The 20964-nt window shown below is 52.5% G+C and carries 13 protein-coding genes; 6 read left to right on the top strand and 7 right to left on the bottom strand.

From position 1 onward, the window contains the following. The first annotated feature begins 124 nt into the window (after positions 1-124). A complete protein-coding gene (locus BMW93_RS17740) occupies positions 125-1057 on the top strand; it encodes an aldo/keto reductase (protein ID WP_090379124.1) in 933 nt (310 codons plus the stop codon). Here BMW93_RS17740 and BMW93_RS17745 read toward each other — a convergent pair whose 3' ends face one another. Further along, the gene (locus BMW93_RS17745) at positions 1058-3187 is read right to left on the bottom strand and encodes a PQQ-binding-like beta-propeller repeat protein (RefSeq protein WP_090379127.1); all 2130 of its coding nucleotides are present in this window, start codon (positions 3185-3187) and stop codon (positions 1058-1060) included. Between the two features lie 30 nt (positions 3188-3217). Further along, the gene (locus BMW93_RS17750; protein ID WP_090379131.1) at positions 3218-5173 is read right to left on the bottom strand and encodes a sialate O-acetylesterase; all 1956 of its coding nucleotides are present in this window, start codon (positions 5171-5173) and stop codon (positions 3218-3220) included. A 127-nt stretch (positions 5174-5300) separates the two neighbouring features. On the opposite strand from BMW93_RS17750, the gene BMW93_RS17755 reads away from it, so the two are divergent. Continuing rightward, positions 5301-6215, top strand: coding sequence for a glycosyltransferase (locus BMW93_RS17755; protein ID WP_090379135.1), 915 nt, complete (start codon positions 5301-5303; stop codon positions 6213-6215). Here the strand turns inward: BMW93_RS17755 and BMW93_RS17760 are convergent. Genes BMW93_RS17760 through BMW93_RS17770 form a run of 3 tightly spaced genes read right to left on the bottom strand, consistent with a single transcriptional unit; the run spans position 6145 to position 9947 of the window. Next, positions 6145-7191, bottom strand: a complete 1047-nt coding sequence (locus BMW93_RS17760; protein ID WP_090379138.1) for a glycosyltransferase family 2 protein — start codon at positions 7189-7191, stop codon at positions 6145-6147. The genes BMW93_RS17755 and BMW93_RS17760 overlap by 71 nt on opposite strands. Beyond that, complete coding sequence (locus tag BMW93_RS17765) at positions 7188-8123, bottom strand: glycosyltransferase family 2 protein (RefSeq protein ID WP_090379141.1); 936 nt, start codon at positions 8121-8123, stop codon at positions 7188-7190. The genes BMW93_RS17760 and BMW93_RS17765 overlap by 4 nt, the downstream gene beginning before the upstream one ends. Continuing rightward, the gene (locus tag BMW93_RS17770; RefSeq protein ID WP_090379143.1) at positions 8124-9947 is read right to left on the bottom strand and encodes an ABC transporter ATP-binding protein; all 1824 of its coding nucleotides are present in this window, start codon (positions 9945-9947) and stop codon (positions 8124-8126) included. 263 nt (positions 9948-10210) lie between these two features. On the opposite strand from BMW93_RS17770, the gene BMW93_RS17775 reads away from it, so the two are divergent. Beyond that, positions 10211-11395: a putative sensor domain DACNV-containing protein gene (locus BMW93_RS17775; RefSeq protein ID WP_090379147.1), complete on the top strand. Its 1185-nt coding sequence runs from the start codon at positions 10211-10213 to the stop codon at positions 11393-11395. Here BMW93_RS17775 and dinB read toward each other — a convergent pair. After that, positions 11390-12508, bottom strand: a complete 1119-nt coding sequence (gene dinB / locus BMW93_RS17780; protein WP_090379150.1) for a DNA polymerase IV — start codon at positions 12506-12508, stop codon at positions 11390-11392. The genes BMW93_RS17775 and dinB overlap by 6 nt on opposite strands. A gap of 166 nt (positions 12509-12674) precedes the next feature. Here dinB and BMW93_RS17785 point away from each other — a divergent pair, with 166 nt between their 5' ends. Beyond that, positions 12675-14816, top strand: coding sequence for a M43 family zinc metalloprotease (locus BMW93_RS17785; protein ID WP_229240551.1), 2142 nt, complete (start codon positions 12675-12677; stop codon positions 14814-14816). A gap of 170 nt (positions 14817-14986) precedes the next feature. Here the strand turns inward: BMW93_RS17785 and BMW93_RS17790 are convergent, their stop codons facing one another. Further along, the gene (locus tag BMW93_RS17790) at positions 14987-15382 is read right to left on the bottom strand and encodes a hypothetical protein (protein WP_090379153.1); all 396 of its coding nucleotides are present in this window, start codon (positions 15380-15382) and stop codon (positions 14987-14989) included. Between the two features lie 365 nt (positions 15383-15747). On the opposite strand from BMW93_RS17790, the gene BMW93_RS17795 reads away from it, so the two are divergent. Together BMW93_RS17795 and BMW93_RS17800 are read left to right on the top strand one after the other, a co-directional pair. Next, positions 15748-19311 carry a TonB-dependent receptor gene (locus BMW93_RS17795; RefSeq protein ID WP_090379846.1) on the top strand — a complete coding sequence of 1188 codons (3564 nt, stop codon included), beginning with the start codon at positions 15748-15750 and terminating at the stop codon, positions 19309-19311. A gap of 24 nt (positions 19312-19335) precedes the next feature. After that, complete coding sequence (locus BMW93_RS17800) at positions 19336-20925, top strand: RagB/SusD family nutrient uptake outer membrane protein (protein ID WP_090379156.1); 1590 nt, start codon at positions 19336-19338, stop codon at positions 20923-20925. Positions 20926-20964: the final 39 nt, after the last annotated feature.

Genomic DNA, 20964 nt, shown 5'->3' on the forward strand with positions numbered 1-20964 from the left:
TGGTGTGAAGTGCAGCAAAAGGAGCCAGGATTGTCCTGGCTCCTTTTCTCATTTTTGGCCTTTCCGGTGCGCCCAACGCATTTTGTTCGTAACTTGAACATTCCAAAAACCCATTAACCAGCCAATGAAGCATATTTTTACAAGACGGGAGGCTCTGGCCGGACTCGCTGCCGCCGGTGCCGGACTGGCATTAAGCCCGTTTTCTTCCTCCGCAAACAACGATGTCAAAATGATACTGGAAAGAAAAATTCCGTCCACAGGCGAGCGCCTGCCCGTGGTGGGCCTGGGTTCGTGGCAACAGTTCGATGTGGGTGCCGGTGCTGCCGAGCGTACGCCGTTGAAGGACGTTTTGAAAAAAATGCAGGAAATGGGGGGCAAGCTCATCGACGCCTCGCCCATGTACGGGCGCGCGGAGCAGGTGATCGGCGACCTCACCACCGATCTGAAACTGAACGACCGTTTTTTCTTTGCCACGAAAGTCTGGACAACCGGGAAGCAGGAGGGAATCGACCAGATGAATGCCTCTTTGCAAAAAATGAAGCGGAAAAAGATCGACCTGATGCAGGTGCACAACTTGCAGGATTGGGAAACGCACCTCAAAACGCTCAAAGACTGGAAAGCAGCTGGAACAATCCGCTACATGGGCATTACCCATTACACCGATGCTTCCCATGCGCGCCTGGAACAGATCGTGAAATCGGAAGATATTGATTTTGTACAATTCAATTACTCGATCCGTTCGCGCAATGCGGAGAAAAGCCTGCTGAAAGCGGCAAAAGATAAAGGTGTAGCAGTCATTATTAACGAGCCTTTCGAGCAGGGCGCGTTGTTTCGGGCGGTGAAAGGCAAGGAACTACCCGGCTGGGCCGGAGATTACGACATCAAAAGTTGGGCGCAGTTTTTCCTGAAATACATTATCAGCAACGACGCCGTGACCTGTGTCATACCAGGCACTTCTGATGTGAAGCACCTGGTCGACAATCTCGGCGCCGGTGAAGGCCGCCTGCCCGATGAAACAGGCCGCAAAAAGATGCGCGAATGGATCGCAGGAATTTGATTATTCCAATGCGAATGCGACATATTGGTTGCCCTTCCTGGTCCCCAGCTTGGTACCGCCGCAGGCAATTACCACATATTGTTTTCCATTGACTTCATACGTAGCGGGCGTAGCAAACCCGGCAGCCGGCAATTGCGTTTCCCACAGCAATTTGCCGGTTTTTTTATCAAATGCCCTGAATTTTCCGTCCTTGGTCGCAGCAATGAAAAGCAACCCGCTGGCGGTTACTACCGGGCCACCGTAGTTTTCGGTACCCGTTGTGGGAACACCTTTCGCTTTTAATGATTCCACTTCCCCGAATGGTATTTTCCAAAGGAACTTGCCGGTATTCAGATCGATCGCATTGAGCGTGCCCCAGGGTGGTGAAATGGCCGGGAGACCGTTGGCGTCGAGGAATTTATTGTAGCCTGTGCTTTGGTAAGGCAGGTAAACTTTCTTCGATGCCGGCGTCTCAGAAACCGCCTCCACTTTTTCATCACCAAACAGGAATGATACGAGCGACTGCTTTTCGGCGGCTGTGAGCATGGTGAAACCCGGCATCATACCTTTTCCGGTCGTGAGCAGCTGGTTCACGAATGCTTTGTCGCGGCGCGTACCGATATCCACGAGCGACGGGTAGCCGCTTTTTGCATTACCTTTCCGCTGCGCGCCGTGGCAGGTTACGCAGTAGGTCGTATAAACTTTTTCACCGGGGCTGAGATTAGAAAGCTCGCTCGCTTTCGGCGTGTCCTTCATGGTCAGTATCCATGCCATTTCATTACTATTCACATACAAAATGCCTTCGTTCGGATCGGCTGCCGCACCTCCCCATTCCGCACCGCCGTCGAAGCCAGGGAGGATCACTGTGCCTTCCTTACTCGGTGCTGCGAAAAGTGCTTTTTTATAGCCTTTGAATTTGATTTTCAACGAATCACGGTCGGGTGCGTGAATGCTGATGTCGTTCTCGGTTAAGGTGTAGGCTTGCCGCGCATAAGGTGCGGGTTTGCTGGGTACCGGCTGGGTAGGCCATGGATATTCGCCGGGTAATGCACCTTTGGGTGCGGCGACTTCCTTGATCGGAAACAGCGGTTTGCCCGTTACCCGGTCGAAAATGAATACGTAACCCTGCTTGCTGACCTGCGCCACCGCGTCGATTTTGCGTCGTTTGCCGTCGGTGCCGGTTTGGGTGACGGTGATGAGGTTAGGCGGCGCGGGCAGGTCGCGGTCCCAGAGGTCGTGGTGCATGGTCTGGTAATGCCAGAGTCGCTTGCCGGTGCGGGCGTCGAGTGCGAGGAGGCAGTTCGAGAACAAGTTAGCTCCCTTGCGTTTGCCTCCGTAAAAATCATAACCCGCCGAGCCGGTCGGGACGTAGAGAATGCCGCGCTTACGGTCGATGGCTGTTCCTGCCCAGTTGTTGGCGGCACCAGTGAAAGTGTTTTTGTACGCGTCGGGTGGGAATGTTTCATAGCCGAATTCTCCCGGGTAGGGAATGGTATGGAAGGTCCACACGAGCTTACCCGTGCGCACATTGAATGCCCTGAGATCTCCCGGGGCAGCGTCCGAATCCTCCGAAAGCCTTAATGGCATGATGATCAGGTCTTCGAAGATGGTGCCCGGCGTGTTGGAAACCATGTATTTGTTTTTCGCGGCTTCGGGAAGACCGGTGTGCAGGTCGATGCGGCCGTTTTCGCCAAAGCTTTCGATGACCTTCCCCGTGCGCGCGTCAAGTGCGTACAGGTAGGAGCCCATCGCGTGCATAATGCGCTTGTCTTCGCCGTCTTCCCAATAGGTAAGGCCACGACTGGTATTCGAGCCGTTTTTGGATTTATCACCAAATATCCAAAGCTGCTTGCCGGTCGCCGCGTCGAGCGCGAATGCCTGTACTGTGGCTGTGACGCCATAGAGCACGCCGTTCACCACGATCGGGTTCACCTGCGTTTGTCCCGAATCGGGCATCGACCAGGTCCAGGCCACTTTCAGGTTTTTGACATTCTCCTTATTAATCTGCGTCAACGGCGAGTAGTGGTTGCGGTCCGGGCCGCCGAGGTATTCCCGCCATTCGCGTTGGTCGTCGTTTTGGTTCGAAACGGTTTGTGCGCCAGCCAGCAACAATGCAAGGCCGCCGATACACCACGATAAGGGTTTTAACATAAAGACTTTAAATCAGATTAAAAAAGGAGGTTATTCAAAACGGGCATTCACGGTTTTGCCCGGCCAACTGTCGGTACGGAATGCGCTGGCAGGAAAGCCGTCGGCATTGTACAGGTTGGCATCCACCGGCGCGTCCGACCAGGCGTAGCGCACCGATGCCGGTTTGCTCACTTTCGGGTGTGAAACTACGACTTTGTTACCTTGTATTTCCGCTTTGGCATAATAGAAAACCTTGTCGTCGCCCGCGATTTCGAAGCCTTTCAGATAACCAAACCGGTCTTTCACAAGCAGCCCGTTTTCCGCATTTTTGAATGAAATGATGGCTTTGGAATCGTCTACCTGCATTTGGTCGTAAAGCGGGGAGGCGTAGGGGATAGTCTGGCCGTAGTCGAGTTTCAATGCATTGGTAGCCAGGCGATGTGCCACATCCTGCTTGTTGGTCGGGTGAATGTCGAGAGGGTTACCCACGTCCGTGGTAACGGCCATACCGGTTTTGGGAAGGCTCAATGTCATATTTTGCGCTTCGCGGAGCTCGGCCCAGCTGGCGCCCTTGTTACTGTCGTTATCGGAGCCGAAACTCGATAGCTGGACCCAGTAAAACGAAAATTCGTCGTTCCAAAGTTTACGCCAATCGTTGATCATGAGCGGGAACGACTGCCGGTACTGGTAAGCGCGGCCTGCATTGCTTTCGCCCTGGTACCACAGCGCGCCACGAATGCCGAACGGGAGCAGCGGAACGATCATCGCATTGTAAATAGAAGTGCCTACATTGTTCATCAGGTGCGCGTACTCGTGCTTCTCTGCAAATGCGGGCATGAGGTGCCAATCTTTGGCCAGGTTCGTTTTGCGGCTCCCGTCTTCTACATAAAGGTCATTGGCAGAGCCCATTAGTCCTGGCCCAAACCATGCGGCACTCACCATGTTTCCGGTTTTCAAAATGAGGATATTCTTGCCGTCCTTCCAGGTATTGGCTGGAAGCTGGATTTTGCGCGGGCCTTTTGCGGCACCTTCATACACCGGTTTGCCATTGATATATACTTCCACAGGCCCGTCGTTCTCGGCGAGCGAAAGGGTAGTCTGCTTTGCTGCCCAATCGGAAGCTATCTCTACCTCTTTGGCCATATAACCCTTGCCACGGAAGCCCATAAGCCCTTTCCAGTCCCATTGCCCTACGGCATCGGCGGTTTTTTGCCAGCTTGTGAGATCCACATCCGGCGAAAGGTATTTCTTTTCGTCTTCCCAGGTCGGGTCGTAGGATGCATTCTTGAAGAGCTGTTTTTTAAGCTTCTTGTCCATGATCGCGTCTGCTTCTTCCCAGGTTTTGGGCAGATTTTGGGCATAGGAACGCAATTCGTCATTGCCCAGCATCGCTTCTTTGCTGATCCATCCCTCTATTTGCGAGCCGCCCCACGACGAATGCAGGATCCCGATCGGTACATTCAGTTTTTGATAGATTTCTCGGGCAAAAAAGAAGCCTACGGCCGAAAAACCGCCAACTGATTTTGCATTGGCAATTTCCCAGTTACCGGCTTTCAGGTCCTGCTCCGGTTGGAGCGTCACCACATGGTCGACGCGGAAATGACGGATTTGCGGGAATTCGGCGTTTTTACGCTCTTCTTCATAATTTTTAGCGGCCGATACGGGCCATTCCATATTCGATTGCCCGGAACAAAGCCATACTTCGCCGATCAGGACATCGTTGACGGTCGCATTACCCGATTTGGCGCTTACCTGCAACGAATGTGGCCCGCCCGCTTCCAATGCTTTGAAATTCACCTGCCACTTTCCGGCGGGATCGGCTTTCACATCCATCGTTTGTCCCGCCAAAGTCACTTTCACCTTTTCCCCCGGTTTGGCCCATCCCCACACGGGAATCGGCTTTTGGCGTTGCAGCACGACGTGGTCGGAGAACAGCCGGGCAAACTTGACTTGCGCAAACGAAGGCGTTGCGCAGGCGAGCAGGAGCAGGAGGAATACGCGTTTCATGGAAAGGCAAAGTTAATTTTGGTTACCTATAAATGCCGGAAGTGGTGATATTCTACTGGAATAATAAGCCGGCGACGCCCTTATTACTGATTTTGGCCTTATTTTTGGCCGCAATCAAGTACAAGCCATGATCTCCATCATTATTTGCTCGGCTGATCAGACCGAGTTATCCAAAGTTTCTGAAAATATCCGCAGTACCGTTGGCATTCCTCACGAAATAATCGCCATTGACAACCGCGAAGCACATCGCGGGATTTGCGACGTTTACAACGAAGGAGCACAAAGGGCCAGGTTCGACCTCGTATGTTTCATGCACGAGGACATCGAAATCCGGACTGAAAATTGGGGCGGCGTCGTCGCGCAAATCTTTGAGCAGGACCCGGGTATCGGCATTGTAGGTGTGGCCGGAGGTGGTTATAAGTCACTGGCGCCCGAGGGCTGGTACCAGCTGGAATTTCATTCCGAAGAAAGATCCTACCAGAATGTACTTCAAGGCTATAAGTTTAATGAGAAGGAGGAAATCCATGCCTATCATAACCCACGCAATGAGCGGCTTAGCCGGGTGGTTTGCGTGGATGGCCTCTGGTTTTGCACGCGCCGGGATATCGCCCTCCGGTTTCCCTTCGATAGCGAAGTACTAAGGGCCTTTCACGGGTACGATCTCGATTTCTGCCTGAATGTATTTCCCCATTACAAGATCATGGTAACCTACGACGTGCTGATGAAGCACGCCTCGGAGGGGAATTTCAATAAGCAGTGGCTGGACCAGATCCTGAAACTGCACAAAAAATGGAGCTACGCATTGCCGCTGACAACCTCCGTGATGCGCGGAAACGAAATGTACGACATCGAAAAAAGGTCATTCAAAAAGCTCATCGAGCAAATGATGCGCTGGAAATACAGCTATTGGCAAATCCAGGCGATGCTCTGGCACGCCGCCAAAACGAAGCAAATGTCCAATAAAGTGGTTTTCAAGGCTTTTCGTTACCTTTTGAAGCTTCATCTACATATTCTTCCGTTTCCGGACGAGCAAAGAACCTAGCCCAGAGCAGTTTGGCGCGCAAACCCCAGATTTGCCGGTATACGAAGCTCAGCTTGCTGGATTTTTTATAAACCGGAATGTAGTATAGCAGCTCATAGTTGTCGCGGATGATACCCGCGTATTCAAACGAAAAGAACGATTCGAGCCGCTCTTCAAACAGCGAACGGAGGCGGTCGAGAAATGATTGGTCCCGGTTTTTATCGAACATAGCACATTGCTGTACCCATTTCAGGTCCTTTTTCAGCTTCTTAATGTCCCTGTTTTCGTGGTAATTTTTCCGGATCTTCTTCCGCTTGTTGAGAATGTCCGTCGAAGCCGTCGTATGCTGGCGATACCTCACCAGGGTTTCGGGGATTACTTCAATGCTTCCGAGGTTGGCAGCCACGTAGGCAATCCAGTGATCGTGGAAATGGTCGGGATTGAATGGCAGGAAGTCGTCGCGCAGGTCACGTTTGAAAAGAATGCTATGCCCCGATACGCAATTGAAATACAGAAAAACCTTTGGATCATTGCCGCGGTAGAGGTGGATAATGTCCGACATCTTACGTTTCCAGGTCATCTGCCGGCCCTGCTCGTCCATGAATGCGGAATCGTGGTAAATCAGCAGGTTATCGCCGATACCGGCCACTTGCTTACTGATTTTTTCCAGGTCCCAGATATCGTCCTGGTCGCATAACGCAATGTATTCGCCCTCGCAGAGGCTAATCGCCTTTTCGAAATTCTTTACGTACCCCAGGTTTACCTCGTTTTCAAAAATCCTGAAAATCGGGTATTGCTCCGCGTAGGTGCGCAGGAGCTCGCGCGAGCGATCCTTGCTACCGTCGTCCAAAACGACGATCTCGATGTTCGGGTATGTCTGGTTTACAAGCGAATCGAGCTGTTCACCGAGGTATTTCTCGCCGTTGTAAACACACAATGCAATCGAAACGAGCGGGTAGGATGTATGATGAATATCAGATTCGGGTTGGTTGTTCACTTTCCTGTCATTTTAGCTTTTGCGCCCCATGCTTTTCGGAGCGCGTAAAAAAACTTGCTGGTGTCCGACTTTTTTAGCAGCCGGAGCAACGTATCGCGGTGTTTCCAGATGAGTATCCCAAACGCCGCGTCGAAAAAGCGATCGTTGCGCCGGAGGCTCTGGTTGTATAGTGTATGGATCAGCCCGTGCGCCTTGCCTGTGCATTTCCGTGCGCATAACCCTAGCCAGTTGCTTTCCTGTTCCAATGCCGCCACTTTCTGATCCACGCTTTTCTCCGCCGTTTTCAATGCAAGCATATCGGTATTGTTGCTCGAATGCTGCCTGTATTGGACCAGGGTTTCCGGTACAAAATCGATGGAGCCCAGGCAGGCGGCGTTGAATGCAAGCCACTGGTCGTAGTGAAAATCCTCCGGAAACGGCAGTGATTTTTGCAGTACCGCCTTTTTTAGCAAGATACTGTGGCCCGACACGCAGTTCAAAAACAGGAATACCTCGGGCGCACTGCCCCGGTAAAAATTCAGCTTGTCCGAAATGCGGCGGTTCATGGATTGGCCTTCGGCATTCACAAACTCGGAATCATGGTAAACCAATGCGTGGTCGCCGATCAGCCGGGCCTGCTTTTCGAGCTTTTCGGGGTGCCAGATATCGTCCTGGTCGCAAATGGCGATCAACTCGCTTTTGCAAAGGCCCAATGCCTTTTCGAAATTCTTGTTATAACCGAGATTCTGCTCGTTGAAATGCAGGCTGATGCGCGCATCCTTTCCCGCATATTCTTCCAAAATAGCCCGTGTCGAATCCGTGGAGCGATCATCTACCACTACCAGCTCCCAATGGGTATAGCGCTGTGCAAAGACCGAATCCAGCTGCTCCCGGAGAAATGCGCTGCCATTGTACGTGCACAGGGCAATGGATATCAGCGGCCGGTTTTCCATTTAAACATCGGTGAATTGCTGCATATCGATCAGGCGCTTGTACAGCCCGTCGCGTGCGATGAGCTCTGCGTGGTTGCCTTGTTCGATGATCCTGCCTTCTTCCAGTACCAAAATCGTGTCCGCACTCTGGATGGTGCTCAGGCGGTGCGCGATCACAAGCGAAGTCCGGTTTTTCATCAGGTTGTTCAACGCTTCCTGCACCAGTTTTTCCGATTCGGTATCCAATGCGGAGGTCGCTTCGTCGAGGAGCATGATCGGCGGGTTTTTCAAAACTGCCCTGGCAATGCAGATACGCTGTTTTTGTCCGCCTGAAAGCTTCATACCGCGGTCGCCGATGTTGCTGTAATAGCCGTCTTCGGTTTCCATGATAAACTCGTGTGCATTCGCAATGCGCGCTGCCGCTTCCACTTGTTCCATCGTAGCGTCCGGGCTTCCGAATGCGATATTCTGAAAAATAGTATCATTGAAAAGCATCGATTCCTGGTTCACGAGCCCGAACATCGACCAGAGCGATTCCTGTTTGATCTGCCGCACATCCACGCCGTCAATCAGCACCTGGCCCTCTGCCGTATCGATAAACCGCGGTAGCAGATCCATGAAAGTCGATTTACCGCCACCGGAAGGTCCAACCAATGCCACCGTCTTCCCTTTTGGAATGGTCACACTAATGGATTTGAGGACCGGCCGCGACGGGTAAGAGAATGACACATTTTCCAATCGGATCGATTCTTTGAAATCCCGCATATCGACCGCATTCGGGGCATCCTGTATCTCAGGTTTTTCGTCGATGAGGTCGAGTACGCGCTCGCCTGCGGCAATACCCGCGTGAATAGTACTGAATGACTCGGTCAATGCTTTGGCAGGGCGCATTACCTGAGAGAAAATACCGATGTAGGCTACGAATTTGGACACGTCGAGGTCCGAATTGTTATCGATAATGAGCGAGCCGCCGTACAAGACGATGATCGCGACCATGGTAACACCCAGGAATTCCGATACCGGTGAGCCGAGTTGCTGGCGTTTGGCCATTTTGCGTCCGAGGTCGGAATAGCGGATGTTTTCCGAATGAAATTTTTCCTTAATAGCCTCGGTGGCATTGAATGCTTTGATGATTTTGATTCCCGTAAGCGCCTCGTCGAGGTAGCTGATCATCAACCCGAAGTAATGCTGCGCCAGCGCGGCCTGTTCTTTCAGCCTTTTTACGATCTTCGAAATAAGAAATGCGGAAACAGGGATAACGAGGATGGCAAAAAACGTCAGCTTGGCCGAAGTAGCGAACAGCATGAACACGTAGGCAAGCAATTGCATCGGTTCCTTGAAAACCACCTGCAAAGTGCTGGTAACTGAGAATTGTACAACGCCGACGTCGGATGCGATCTTCGCAATGATATCTCCTTTCCGCTGGTTGCTGAAATAGCCCACGTGGAGGCCCATTACGTTGTCAAAAACTTGCTTGCGGAGGTTCAGCAGGGTGTGGATACGGAGGTTTTCCATGATCCGCTGCGAGAAATATTTGAAGACATTCGAAAGTAGTACGGAGCTGACGATTACGGCGCATACGACCTGCAATGCACCATGCGGCCCGAAATGCAGGTTAGCCTGCTGCGCGTAATAGTTGAGCATGCCCGTAGGATCGAGCCAGCCGTTTTCAGGCCTTGGGTCCAGCTCTCCGCCCTGGTTAAGAAACAGCGTATTCAGCAGTGGCGCCAACAGGGCCAGGTTCAATGTATTGAATACGACTCCCAGCAGGGTACAAATAATGTATGGGACAGCAAAACGGGCAATCGGTTGTGCAAAAGATAATAATCTGAAGTACGTTTTCATTCTTGGATATATGGCATACTCACCGCATGCCGGAAGTAAAAAAAGCCGAAACCGGGTTTTTCGGATTAACGCGCAAATTAACGCTTATCTGGCGAAACAACTGTCCGTGACGTTAATTAATTCCCGGCAGGTCGCTGGTAAGTACGATGTCCGGGCCGTATGAAAGGTTGGAACGAATGAGCAGAAAGACGAAAAAAGAGGACAATCGGCGCCGAACCCAACTTTTTAAAACAAGTCGTTGTTCAAAAGTAAACCGCCAGACAATGATTACGAATTCCGATATATTTTCGCTTGAAACAGGCGATTCCGTACCTGTAACCACTTACAAGGCAGCCCGGTCCGTTGCCGGGCTCGTCGCCAGCCATTTCGCGCGGCACCACGAGGCGGTATCCAAATATTACGAGCAGGAACTCGCACCGCGTCCGGATGCCCGGACCATTGAAACGATCATCGACACGACGTTCTGGGCGAGCCTGCGCCGGGAAGAAGGGCGTTCGCCGAAAGTTTCGATCGCCTACCTGCCGCCGGAAGCTGCCGAACATCCGCTGGTTTTCGCCGAAAAACTCGCATTGACCGCCAATGTGCTCACCAAGCTCGCGCCCGCGGTAGAGCGCTCGGGCATACACCTGGGCGTGTGGCTCGAAGACGGCGAACTGCGCATCTGGGGTACCACACGGGTGATTCCGGGGTTATGTTTCGTGCTCGAAGTGATCGAGCCGGGCATGCTGGTCGTGAAACACCGCCGGGTGGAAGGTTTCGGCAAATTCGTGAATGTGGCAGTGCTGAAAGGCGACCAGGTGAAGATCGTCAACGAGGAAAGCCGTAAGGTGAAAGACTGCCCTTCGTTGATCAATTCGCTGATGGGCTTTTCATCCACGACATTATGGAGTGACTATCCCAATCTGCTCGTGCAGCTGGCCGCGTCCATGCGCAGCCATGAGCGCGGTGGTATATTGCTGGTAGTACCAAAAGGGAAGGAACGCTGGCGCGATTCGATCATACACCCGATTACCTACGACGTGCAGCCGCCGTTCTCCGAACTGGCCGAACTGCACCGCAAATACGTGGAAGATCCCAATCCCATTACCTGGCAGAACCAGTTCAGTTCGGCAGTGCACAATATGGCGGGATTGACCGCCGTGGACGGAGCCACGATCATAAACGACCGTTACGAGCTGCTCGCATTCGGTGCGAAGATCGGCCGGGCACAGGGAGCGAAGCCTGTCGAGGAAATCCTGATCACCGAACCGGTCATCGGTAACACGGCGATGGTGGTGCATCCGGTACAAAACGGGGGCACGCGGCATTTGTCGGCGGCGCAGTTTGTGTACGACCAGCGCGATTCGATTGCATTGGTAGCTTCGCAGGACGGCCGCTTTACGATATTTTCCTGGTCAAAATGTGAGAATATGGTGCAGGCGCACCGGGTGGACGCATTGCTGCTATGAGCCGAACGGGAAGAGTTCGAGCTGCTCGGGATCTTTGTATTTCCGGGATTTGACTTCCGGTTCATGGAAGTTGGACAGTGAGATACCGAGCAGCCGTACGGCCTTATCTTCGAGATCGAGCTTTTCGAGCAGTTGCTTCGCGGTGTCGGTAATGGTATCGAGGTCGCCAATGGGATGGGCGAAAGAGTGGTTGCGGGTTATTTGGGTAAAATCGCTGAATTTAACCTTCAATGTAACCGTCCGGCCCTTCAACTGGTTCTTTTCGAGCCGGTTGGCGACGGTAACGCCAATGCGGTCGAGCTCCTTGTTCATTTCGTCGAGCGTGGTGAGGTCGTAGGTAAATGTATCCTCGGCCCCGAGCGACTTGGTTTCGCGGTGCGTTTGTACTGCACGGTCATCCAGCCCGCGCACGATCTTGTAAAAGAAATGCCCGGTCTTTCCAAAACGGCTGACCAGCTCATCCTCCGACAGTTTTTTGAGGTCTGAACCGGTGAAAAGCTGCATTCCCTTCATTTTATCGGCTGTAACCTTCCCCACGCCGTGAAACTTCTCCACCGGCAGCTGGTCCATGAAACTTTCAATTTTGGAAGGACCGATGAATGTCAGCCCGTCGGGTTTATTAATGTCCGAAGCAATTTTAGCCACAAACTTGTTGATCGACACGCCCGCCGACGCGGTGAGATTAAGCTCTTCCTTAATGGATTTCTTAATCTGGTTCGCAATTTCCATCGCCGAGCCGATGCCCATTTTGTCCTCTGTCACATCCAGGTAAGCCTCGTCCAGCGAGAGGGGTTCGATCAGGTCGGTGTAACGCGAGAAAATCTCCCGGATACTTCTTGAAACGGATTTATACACTTCAAACCTCGGATGCACAAATATGATCTGGGGGCAAAGCTGGATGGCCTGCCGCGAAGGCATCGCCGACCGTACCCCGAATTTCCGCGCCTCGTAACTGGCCGTTGCCACCACGCCCCGGCCGGTAGGCGAGCCGCCCACCGCCAGCGGCTTACCACGGTACTCCGGAAAATCGCGCTGCTCTACCGACGCGTAGAATGCGTCCATATCGATATGGATAATCTTGCGAACGGTTTTGGTATCGGGCGTTTCCTGCATGAAAAAGGCAAATTTTCCCCCAAAAGAGGTTTGTTTCAATTAAAAACAAATTAAATAATATTGCATTCGCATCAGGAGGTACTTTTTTTTCGTAGTAGGTGAATAAATCCGCAAGCTATCTGTAACTAGCCGGTCATTTGTTTACTCAGTTCCTTGGAAAACTTCGATGCGACATACTATACTTCTGCTCAAATCTTTTTTTGTCTTTCTCCTTCTGCTCCGCATCAGCTCGGGCGCCGCGCAGGCGCAGGATCGTTGCGCGTCGATGGAATTGCTTCAAAAACGGTTCACCGACAAGCCCGCGCTCAAACTGATGTTCGATCAGCGGGAGCTGCGCCTCAAACAGCTCATCAGCGAAAGAATTGCCTCGGGTAAAACCATGCGGACCACAGGCCTGGTTACTATTCCCGTCGTATTCCACGTCGTGCTTAGCCGCCAGTCGATGGTAACCGAAGCGCAGATCATGGCGCAGCTCGATACCATCAATAAAGATTACGCCGGCACCAATGCGGGCGCGGATAAAGTCCCTTCCTATTTCAAATCGCTTTTCGGGCAGTCGGGCATTCAGTTTTGCCTCGCGCAACGCACGCCGAACGATGCGCCTTCGACCGGGATCGTGCGCTATACCACCACGCGCAATTCTTTTGACTATACTACCAACCAGGTAAAGCACGCCGAATCAGGCGGGGCAGATGCCTGGGACACCGATAAGTATCTCAATATCTGGATTTGCGACCTTTCAGGCACTACATTAGGCTATGCCACTTTCCCCGACGACGGCGTGAAAGACGAGCAGGGAGTAGCCGTCGACTATGCTTCGCTGCCCAATGGAGCTGCCACGGGTTTCAACCAGGGAAAGACATTGACCCACGAAATAGGGCATTATTTCAATCTATACCACATTTGGGGCGACGACAACGGCTCCTGCGCAGGCACGGACGAGGTGGACGATACCCCCAACCAAAGCAACAGCACCACTACCTGCCAGACGGGCGTCGTTACCGACCGTTGTACGACCACTTCGCCGGGCATTATGTACCAGAACTATATGGATTACACGCCGGACGCCTGTTTATTCATGTTTACCAAAATGCAGGTTGCGAGAATGGAAACGGCGTTCAATACTTATCGTTCGCTGCTGGCGATGTCCAATGGCTGTACACCGGTGGATGTGAAGAAAAAAGACGCGTCCCTGAAAGCGATCCGTCAGCCCGCGCAGCGGATTTGTACCAACTCGCTTACGCCGCAGATCACGCTCGTGAACAGGGGAAGCGAAACGCTTACTTCGCTGACGATCCGCGCGGTGATCGACAATGGTACCGTGCAAACCTATAACTGGACCGGCTCGCTGGCCACCTACGCCGAAGCGACTGTGACATTATCGGCCCTCACAACAGTGGAAGGCAACCACGTCCTCAGCATTTCGACCTCGAACCCGAACGGAGGCGCGGACGAGGATACATCCAATGACGCGCTGAGCCTCGACTTCATTTACTACGAACCGTTTGCCGCGCCTGTGAAAGAAGGTTTCGAAGGGCTGTTCCCGCCGCAGGGCTGGGATATTGTGAACGAAGACGGTGGTTCGACCTGGGAGAAAACTACTTCCGCATCCAAAACCGGCAGTGCTTCGGTGAAAATCGGGAACTTTGATAACCAGGTAGTAGGCCAGCGTGATTACCTGCGCTCTCCGACAGTCAATATCACCGGTGTCGACTCCGCATTTGTGTCGTTCCAGGTGGCTGCCGCGACGTATAACAACGCTTCGGCCCAGGGTAATGTGTGGGATACCTTGCAGGTGCTTATTAGTACAGATTGCGGACAGACTTACACAAGTGTCTACAAAAAATGGGGATCAAGCCTCATTACCCGCAGCGCGGCTACGCGTACCGCATTTACGCCGGGCGTGAACGAATGGCGGGCAGAGGAAATCAATATTGGCAGCTTCATCGGTCAGGGCGAAATCCTCGTTGCGTTCCTGAATACCAACGGCAACGAAAACGATATTTACCTCGACGATATAAATATCCGTACCGTTACCGTGAATCAGAACCTGAAAGAAGCGGGATTCCTCGTAACGCCCAACCCGACGAACGGGCAGGTGTCCGTGCAGTTTTACCCGCATCCCGAAAAGCTGAAATCCGTCTCGATTTACAATGTGGCAGGGCAGAAAATAAGGGAAACGGTCATTACCGGTGAGGTAGCATCCAATGTCTATAACTTCGACTTGACGACCTATCCGTCAGGACTGTACGTTGTGAAAGCAGAGTTTGAGGATCGGGTGCTGACGAAGAGGATTGTGAAGAACTGAATTTTGAATGAGTGAATAGTCAGGTATAGTCATTTGTTGTCAAGAATCGTCATTTGTTGTCACATGTAGTCATTAATAGTATTCTCATTACAGCACAACACCTGACTATAAGTGACCATTCACTGTTCCACAGCGGCTCATTCAAAATTCAATCATTCACTCATTCAAAATTAATATATCCGCTTCACCACCACCTTGCTATTCGTCTGTGAAATGGCGAATTCTTTGGCGTTTTCATTGGCTGGGGCGATAAAAATCTGTCTTTTCTTCTTGCCATCGGTATTCACCCAGTTGGCTGAATAGATTTCCGGAAACTGGCCGGCGTAGATCGGGTGATGGTCGGAGTACATGAATACTTCTTCCTGTTCGTAAGCCAGTTCGAGGTCGCTTCCTTCAATCACATCGCAGATGATCTTCAACCCGCCTGTCTCGTCTTCTACCAGACCTTTGATGCGGGCTTTACCGTAAAAAGGATCCTCTTCAAATTCCCACCGGATGTAGTATTCGATTACGTTTCCGATCTGAGACTCAATGTAGTCGGCGGTTAGCAGTTGTTCCTGGCGCATGGTCGAAGTTGGTTTTTTACACTCCTTAAAACTTGGCAAAATTCAAACCCGCCCCCTACGGGCGTTTTGACAAATGTAATCGGAAGCATGATGTTTCCAAAAATAATAGGACGCGTTTCATAGATATTTGAAAAATTACGATCATGCGGACATTGGCCGTGCCGCGGGGCATTACCAACACCCCGCTCATATAGATGCATAGGTTAGTAATGTAAATGTATTTCTAATGCATTTTGTCGAACTTATGTGGTTGCGCTGAGTGCCTGATTTATCACCCGGAGAAACATAGCGGTATGGTTTTTGTCTGTTACGGGCTAACCAACTTTATTTCCGGGACGCTGTCCCGTCACTTAGCCAAGATTGATATGAGAAAAACTCAACGAGTCAATGAGCCTGTGCCTTGTTCGGTCCCGCTCATTTTCCTGAGGATCGGTTTCTTTCTGTTACTGTTCTCCGGCCCCATATCCCGAAGTAGCGCACAGCAGGCAGGGCCGGATTCCACCCGAAAGACCAAGCCCGATACGCTCACTACCCCGGTCCCGAAACCTGATCCCGCATCAGCCCGACCGGCCTCCGACACCCTCCCCAAGCCTCAAAATACAACAGATTCTGCCTCCAAATCCTCCTCCTCACCACTGGTGAAACCCTCGCAGAATTTTGATCCGCTGGCCAAGCCAGCCCCTCAGAAAGATTCATTGAATAAACAGGAAGCGGTAACGCCGGCAGGCAAGCCCGACAGCACTGCGCAGCCCGCGCAACCGGGCAATCCCAAAATAGCGCAGCCGGCGCAGAATGCGACGCAAACGCCCGACTCGGCCACTGCGCAAAAGCCTGCTCCCGGCGGCATTACCGACGCCGGCCCCGATGCACGGGATATCAAAGGCGTGGTGAAGGACGAAAAAGGCGTGGGAATGCCTGGTGTGGCGGTTTTGGTGAAAGGAACACAGATCCAGGCCATTACCGAACCCGACGGTGCCTTCCAGATGAAGGTACCCGCGAAGGGCGGCATATTGGTGTACAGTTTTGTAGGTTTCACGACGAAAGAAGTAGCCATTACCGGCCTGAGCACATACGACGCCCAGCTAACACCCGAAGCCAAGGCATTGAAAGAAGTGGTAGTAGTAGGTTACGGTGCGCAGAGCAAGCGCGACCTCGCAAGTTCGACTTCCCGGGTAGCTGCGCAGGAATATAAGTCGGCGGTGATCAATACCATCGACCAGGCTATTCAGGGGCGGGCGACCGGGGTGCAGGTGGTCGAAAGCTCGGGTGAACCCGGTGCTTCGGCGGTGGTCAGGATACGTGGTAACAACTCGCTGAGCGGGAACAACGAGCCACTCTACGTGATCGACGGGTTCCCGATGCCGCCTCACCGTGAAGCGGGGGCAAATTTCTACGGCTCCTACACTCAAAATGGACTGTACGGTATCAATCCGAACGATATTGAAAGTATGGAAATCCTTAAAGATGCCTCCGCAACGGCTATTTACGGTTCACGGGGCTCGAATGGGGTAATCCTGATCACGACTAAATCCGGCAAACGTGGCGAGGGCCGCGTGGAGCTGGTCAACAAGACTTCCTTCGGCCGGGTAGCCAACCCGATCCGGATGATGAATTCACGGCAATATGCGGAGGTGATCAACGAAAGTTTCCGCGTGACGGATCGCAACCCGCCGTTCGAAAACCTGGACAGCGCGATGACGAATACCGACTGGGTGGACGCCATTACGCAGCCGAGTTTCCGGCAGGACATTACATTGAGCCTTTCGGGAGGCAGTCCCAAATCGTCATACTACATTTCAGGCAATTATCTCAAAGACAAGGGCACGATCATCAACTCGGATAACGACCGGGCAAGCTTGCGCGTCAACCTGAACAACGAGATCAATAACTGGTACACGGTGAAAGGACAATTGTCATTCAGCCGCCAGAAAACGAACCGCGCCGTAACGGCCTCGCGCGCATGGCCAAGCTCGGGCGGGCTCATGGACGGGCTGCGCGCCGCGCCTACGCTGGAAAAAGATTATCTGGGCAATAATAGTCTAGGTATTCCAAACTACCAGGGGTATTATTTTTCCAATCCCTACAATGAGCTGATGGCGAAGACCGACGTAACCCAGAGCGATTATTCGATTTTAAATATTGAAAACTACTTCAAAATCGCGAACGGCCTGCAACTCGTGGTAAGCCTCGCCGGAAACCAGAACCTCACACGCCGGAAAGTATTCCTGCCGCCATCGACGGCCGAGGGTAACCAGGTGAAAGGAAAGGGCAGCAACAATACGGCCAATACGTATAGCTATAACTTCAACTCATACCTCCAATACGAAAAGACGTTCAAAAAGAACCATTACCTCAATACAACGCTGGGTGTGGAATATAACGACCAGACTGTTGAATTCGTCAACACCAACTCTTCGGGCTTCGATGTGCCTTTTTTCGGGGTCGATAATATCGGTACTGCATCGTCACAGGTGATCGCTTCGTACAAGGAAAAGCGCATTCTGCAATCCGGGTTCCTGCGCGCGAACTACTCTTTCAAAGGTCGCTATGTATTAAATGCTTCGGTGCGTGCCGATGGCGCCTCGGCCTTCGCGGAGAACAAAAAATACGGCATATTTCCTGCGGTGGCTCTCGCCTGGAACCTCGATCAGGAGGAGTTTATGAAAGGCGTTACGTTCATTACGAATACCAAGTTCCGCGCCTCTTATGGTGTAACGGGCAGCCAGGCCATCTCGCCTTACTCGTCGCTTTCATTGTATAGCGCGGGTTTCTACGAAATGGGGCCGGGAGGCGACGGGTCCGTGATCAATACCGGTATTTTCCCGAATACGATCGCTAACCCGAACCTCTCGTGGGAGCGCACGAAGCAATTCAATGTCGGGGTGGATTTCAATGCCGTCAAAGACCGGATCGTGCTTAGTTTCGATTATTACAACAAAGTCACGTCCGACCTGCTGCAACAACGCAAGGTACCCACACAATCGGGTGTGGGCACGATCATCGACAACTACGGCACCATGCGTAACCGCGGTGTGGAGCTCAGCATTCAGGGGAATATCATCCAGAAAAAGAATGTAACGTACTCGACGCGTGTGAACATTTCGCGGAACGTGAATACGCTCGTCGACCTCGGCGACCGCACCCAACCCGATTATGTGAGCATCAATGGTAACCTGCTCGGAGGCGTTTCGGGGATATTGGTACCGGGGCAGGAAGTCGGGAAGTTTTTTGGCTACCGGGTAGACGGCCTGAGTCAGAAAGACGATTTTGACGCAAATGGTAACCCGAAATTCGCCACGTTCGAAGGCCCGGCGCCTGCCGGTTCGAAAGGAAACCCGCTTTATGGCGCATGGAAATATTCGGATGTAAATGGCGACGGGATCATCACCGCCGACGATCGTGTGGTACTCGGCAAATCCACGCCCGACTTTACCTTCGGATGGAGTCATGATATTACCTGGAAAAATCTGTCAATCAATGCATTATTTACAGGATCGGTCGGAAACGATGTGCTCAATCTCACGCGCTTCTACATCAGCAATGGCGTGGTCGATTACGGTGGGGTAGGGTTTAACCAGTCGGAAGATTGGTACCAGCACCGCTACACCGAGGCCCGGCCGCATAATAATGTGAAATATCCGGGTGTGCAGCGTGGAATCGCCTCGGGAGATATCAACTCTGTGATGCTGGAAGACGGCAGTTTCGCCCGCCTGAAAATGCTCACCGTTTCCTACACGTTCCCGAGACTCGGCCCGATCCAGAGTCCCCGGCTTTTTGTGACAGGTACCAACCTCTGGACCCTGACCAACTATTCCGGCTTCGACCCCGAAGTGAGCTCCTATGCACAGTCGCTGCTGCAACAGGGCATCGATTACGGTGCCTACCCGGCGCAGCGATCGTACACCATCGGGTTTTCCTGCAATTTTTAGTGTTGACCAATGCATTTGAAAAATATGAAAATACATATCAAGATATCCGTAATGCTGCTGGCTTTGCTGGGCATTGCGTCCTGCAAGGATAACCTGGAAGAATCGCCTTATTCCTCGCTGGGCAAAGATGTGGCCTTCAAGGACGAGGATGGCCTGAATCAGGCGACGATCGGCGTTTACCAGGCCTGGACCACCACCGATCATTCCGACATTTATAATCGTTTCGTCCTCACCGAATCCGGTCACCGCTATGCTACCGCCGGTATTCTCGGCTCAGGCGCCGATCCGTATTACCGGTTCGCGCATACCTCTGCTTCCGGCGCATTCGAATCGGTCTGGGCGAGGTTTTACAAGATCATTTACCGTGCTAATACGGTGATCGACAATGCTAAAATGGCCGTTCCCGGGGAAGAAGAGGAAGCCGATCCCTACATTGCCGAAGCGCGGGTGCTGCGGGCTTATGCCTATTTCAACCTCGTAAGGCTGTTTGGCGGCGTGCCGTTGATATTGAAAGAAATTGGGTCGTTCGAAGAAAAAGACCTGATTTTTGCGCCTCGTGCGACGGACGCGGAGGTGTACGAGGCCATCCTGGCCGATCTGGCATTTGCGGAAACTATTCTGCCGGATTCGCGCGGCGGCGCGGAACTCGGCCGCGTTTCGGCGGGCACTGTCAAGGCATTAATGGGCAAAGTGTACCTGACAATGGCCGGGAAGCCTTTAAATAGAACTGAAAACTACCAGAAAGCGATCGAAAAACTAAGCGAGTTGGTAGGCGCGGTGAATGAGGAAAAGTATGATATGGAGCTGCTGCCAAATTTTGCCGATGTGTTCGCATTGGCCAATGAACGCAACCGCGAGATCGTGTTGTCGTTCGGTTATTTTGTCAATCCTTCGAACCAGAATGGGAATATATTGCCGTTCCATTTATTCCCCTCGGGGCTGGTAAATGGCGATGAACAGACCAACTACGGTTTGACCTACGACTATTACAAACTGTTCGATAAAACCGACACGCGTCGTGATTACACGCTCGTATCCAGGTATGCATTCACGGGCGGCGCCCGCGCGGGCGCCGAGCCGGGCGATAGCATTATCTATGACCCAACGACCTCGCATTACCTGAACCAGCGGACCAAACAGCCGTTTTCGCACGACGATTTCAAATATGGTATTGCATTTGGGAAACTCGCGCGGGCAGCGCGGCCGGCGGGAGCACCTGTGCAGGGTTACAGCGCCGACCTGATCGAAATGCGGTTTTCGGACGTGCTGCTTTCGCTCGCGGAAGCATTGGTGGAAACCGGCAAGCCCGCGGATGCGCTCCCGTTGCTGAACCGCGTTCGTGCCCGTGCGAAAGCCGCTCCTTCGAAAGCCGCCGGTGCTGCGGCATTGCGCGCGGCTATCCGCACCGAACGAAGGCTGGAACTGAGCGGGGAATTCAATACGGTATTTGATATCCGCCGCTGGGGGACTTTGCAGGAAGAAATCGCGGCCATGTCCGACGATCAGATCATCGACAATGTGCTGATCCCTTACACGCCGCGCCTCGAACTCTATCCGATTCCGCAATCGCAGATCGATGCGAACCCGAATCTGCGCCAGAATGACGGCTGGTAGCAGGAAATCCGGAGTTTCAGATGTAATTTCAGGTTTTTG

The organism is Dyadobacter sp. SG02 (assembly GCF_900109045.1).
Taxonomy (GTDB): Bacteria; Bacteroidota; Bacteroidia; order Cytophagales; family Spirosomataceae; genus Dyadobacter.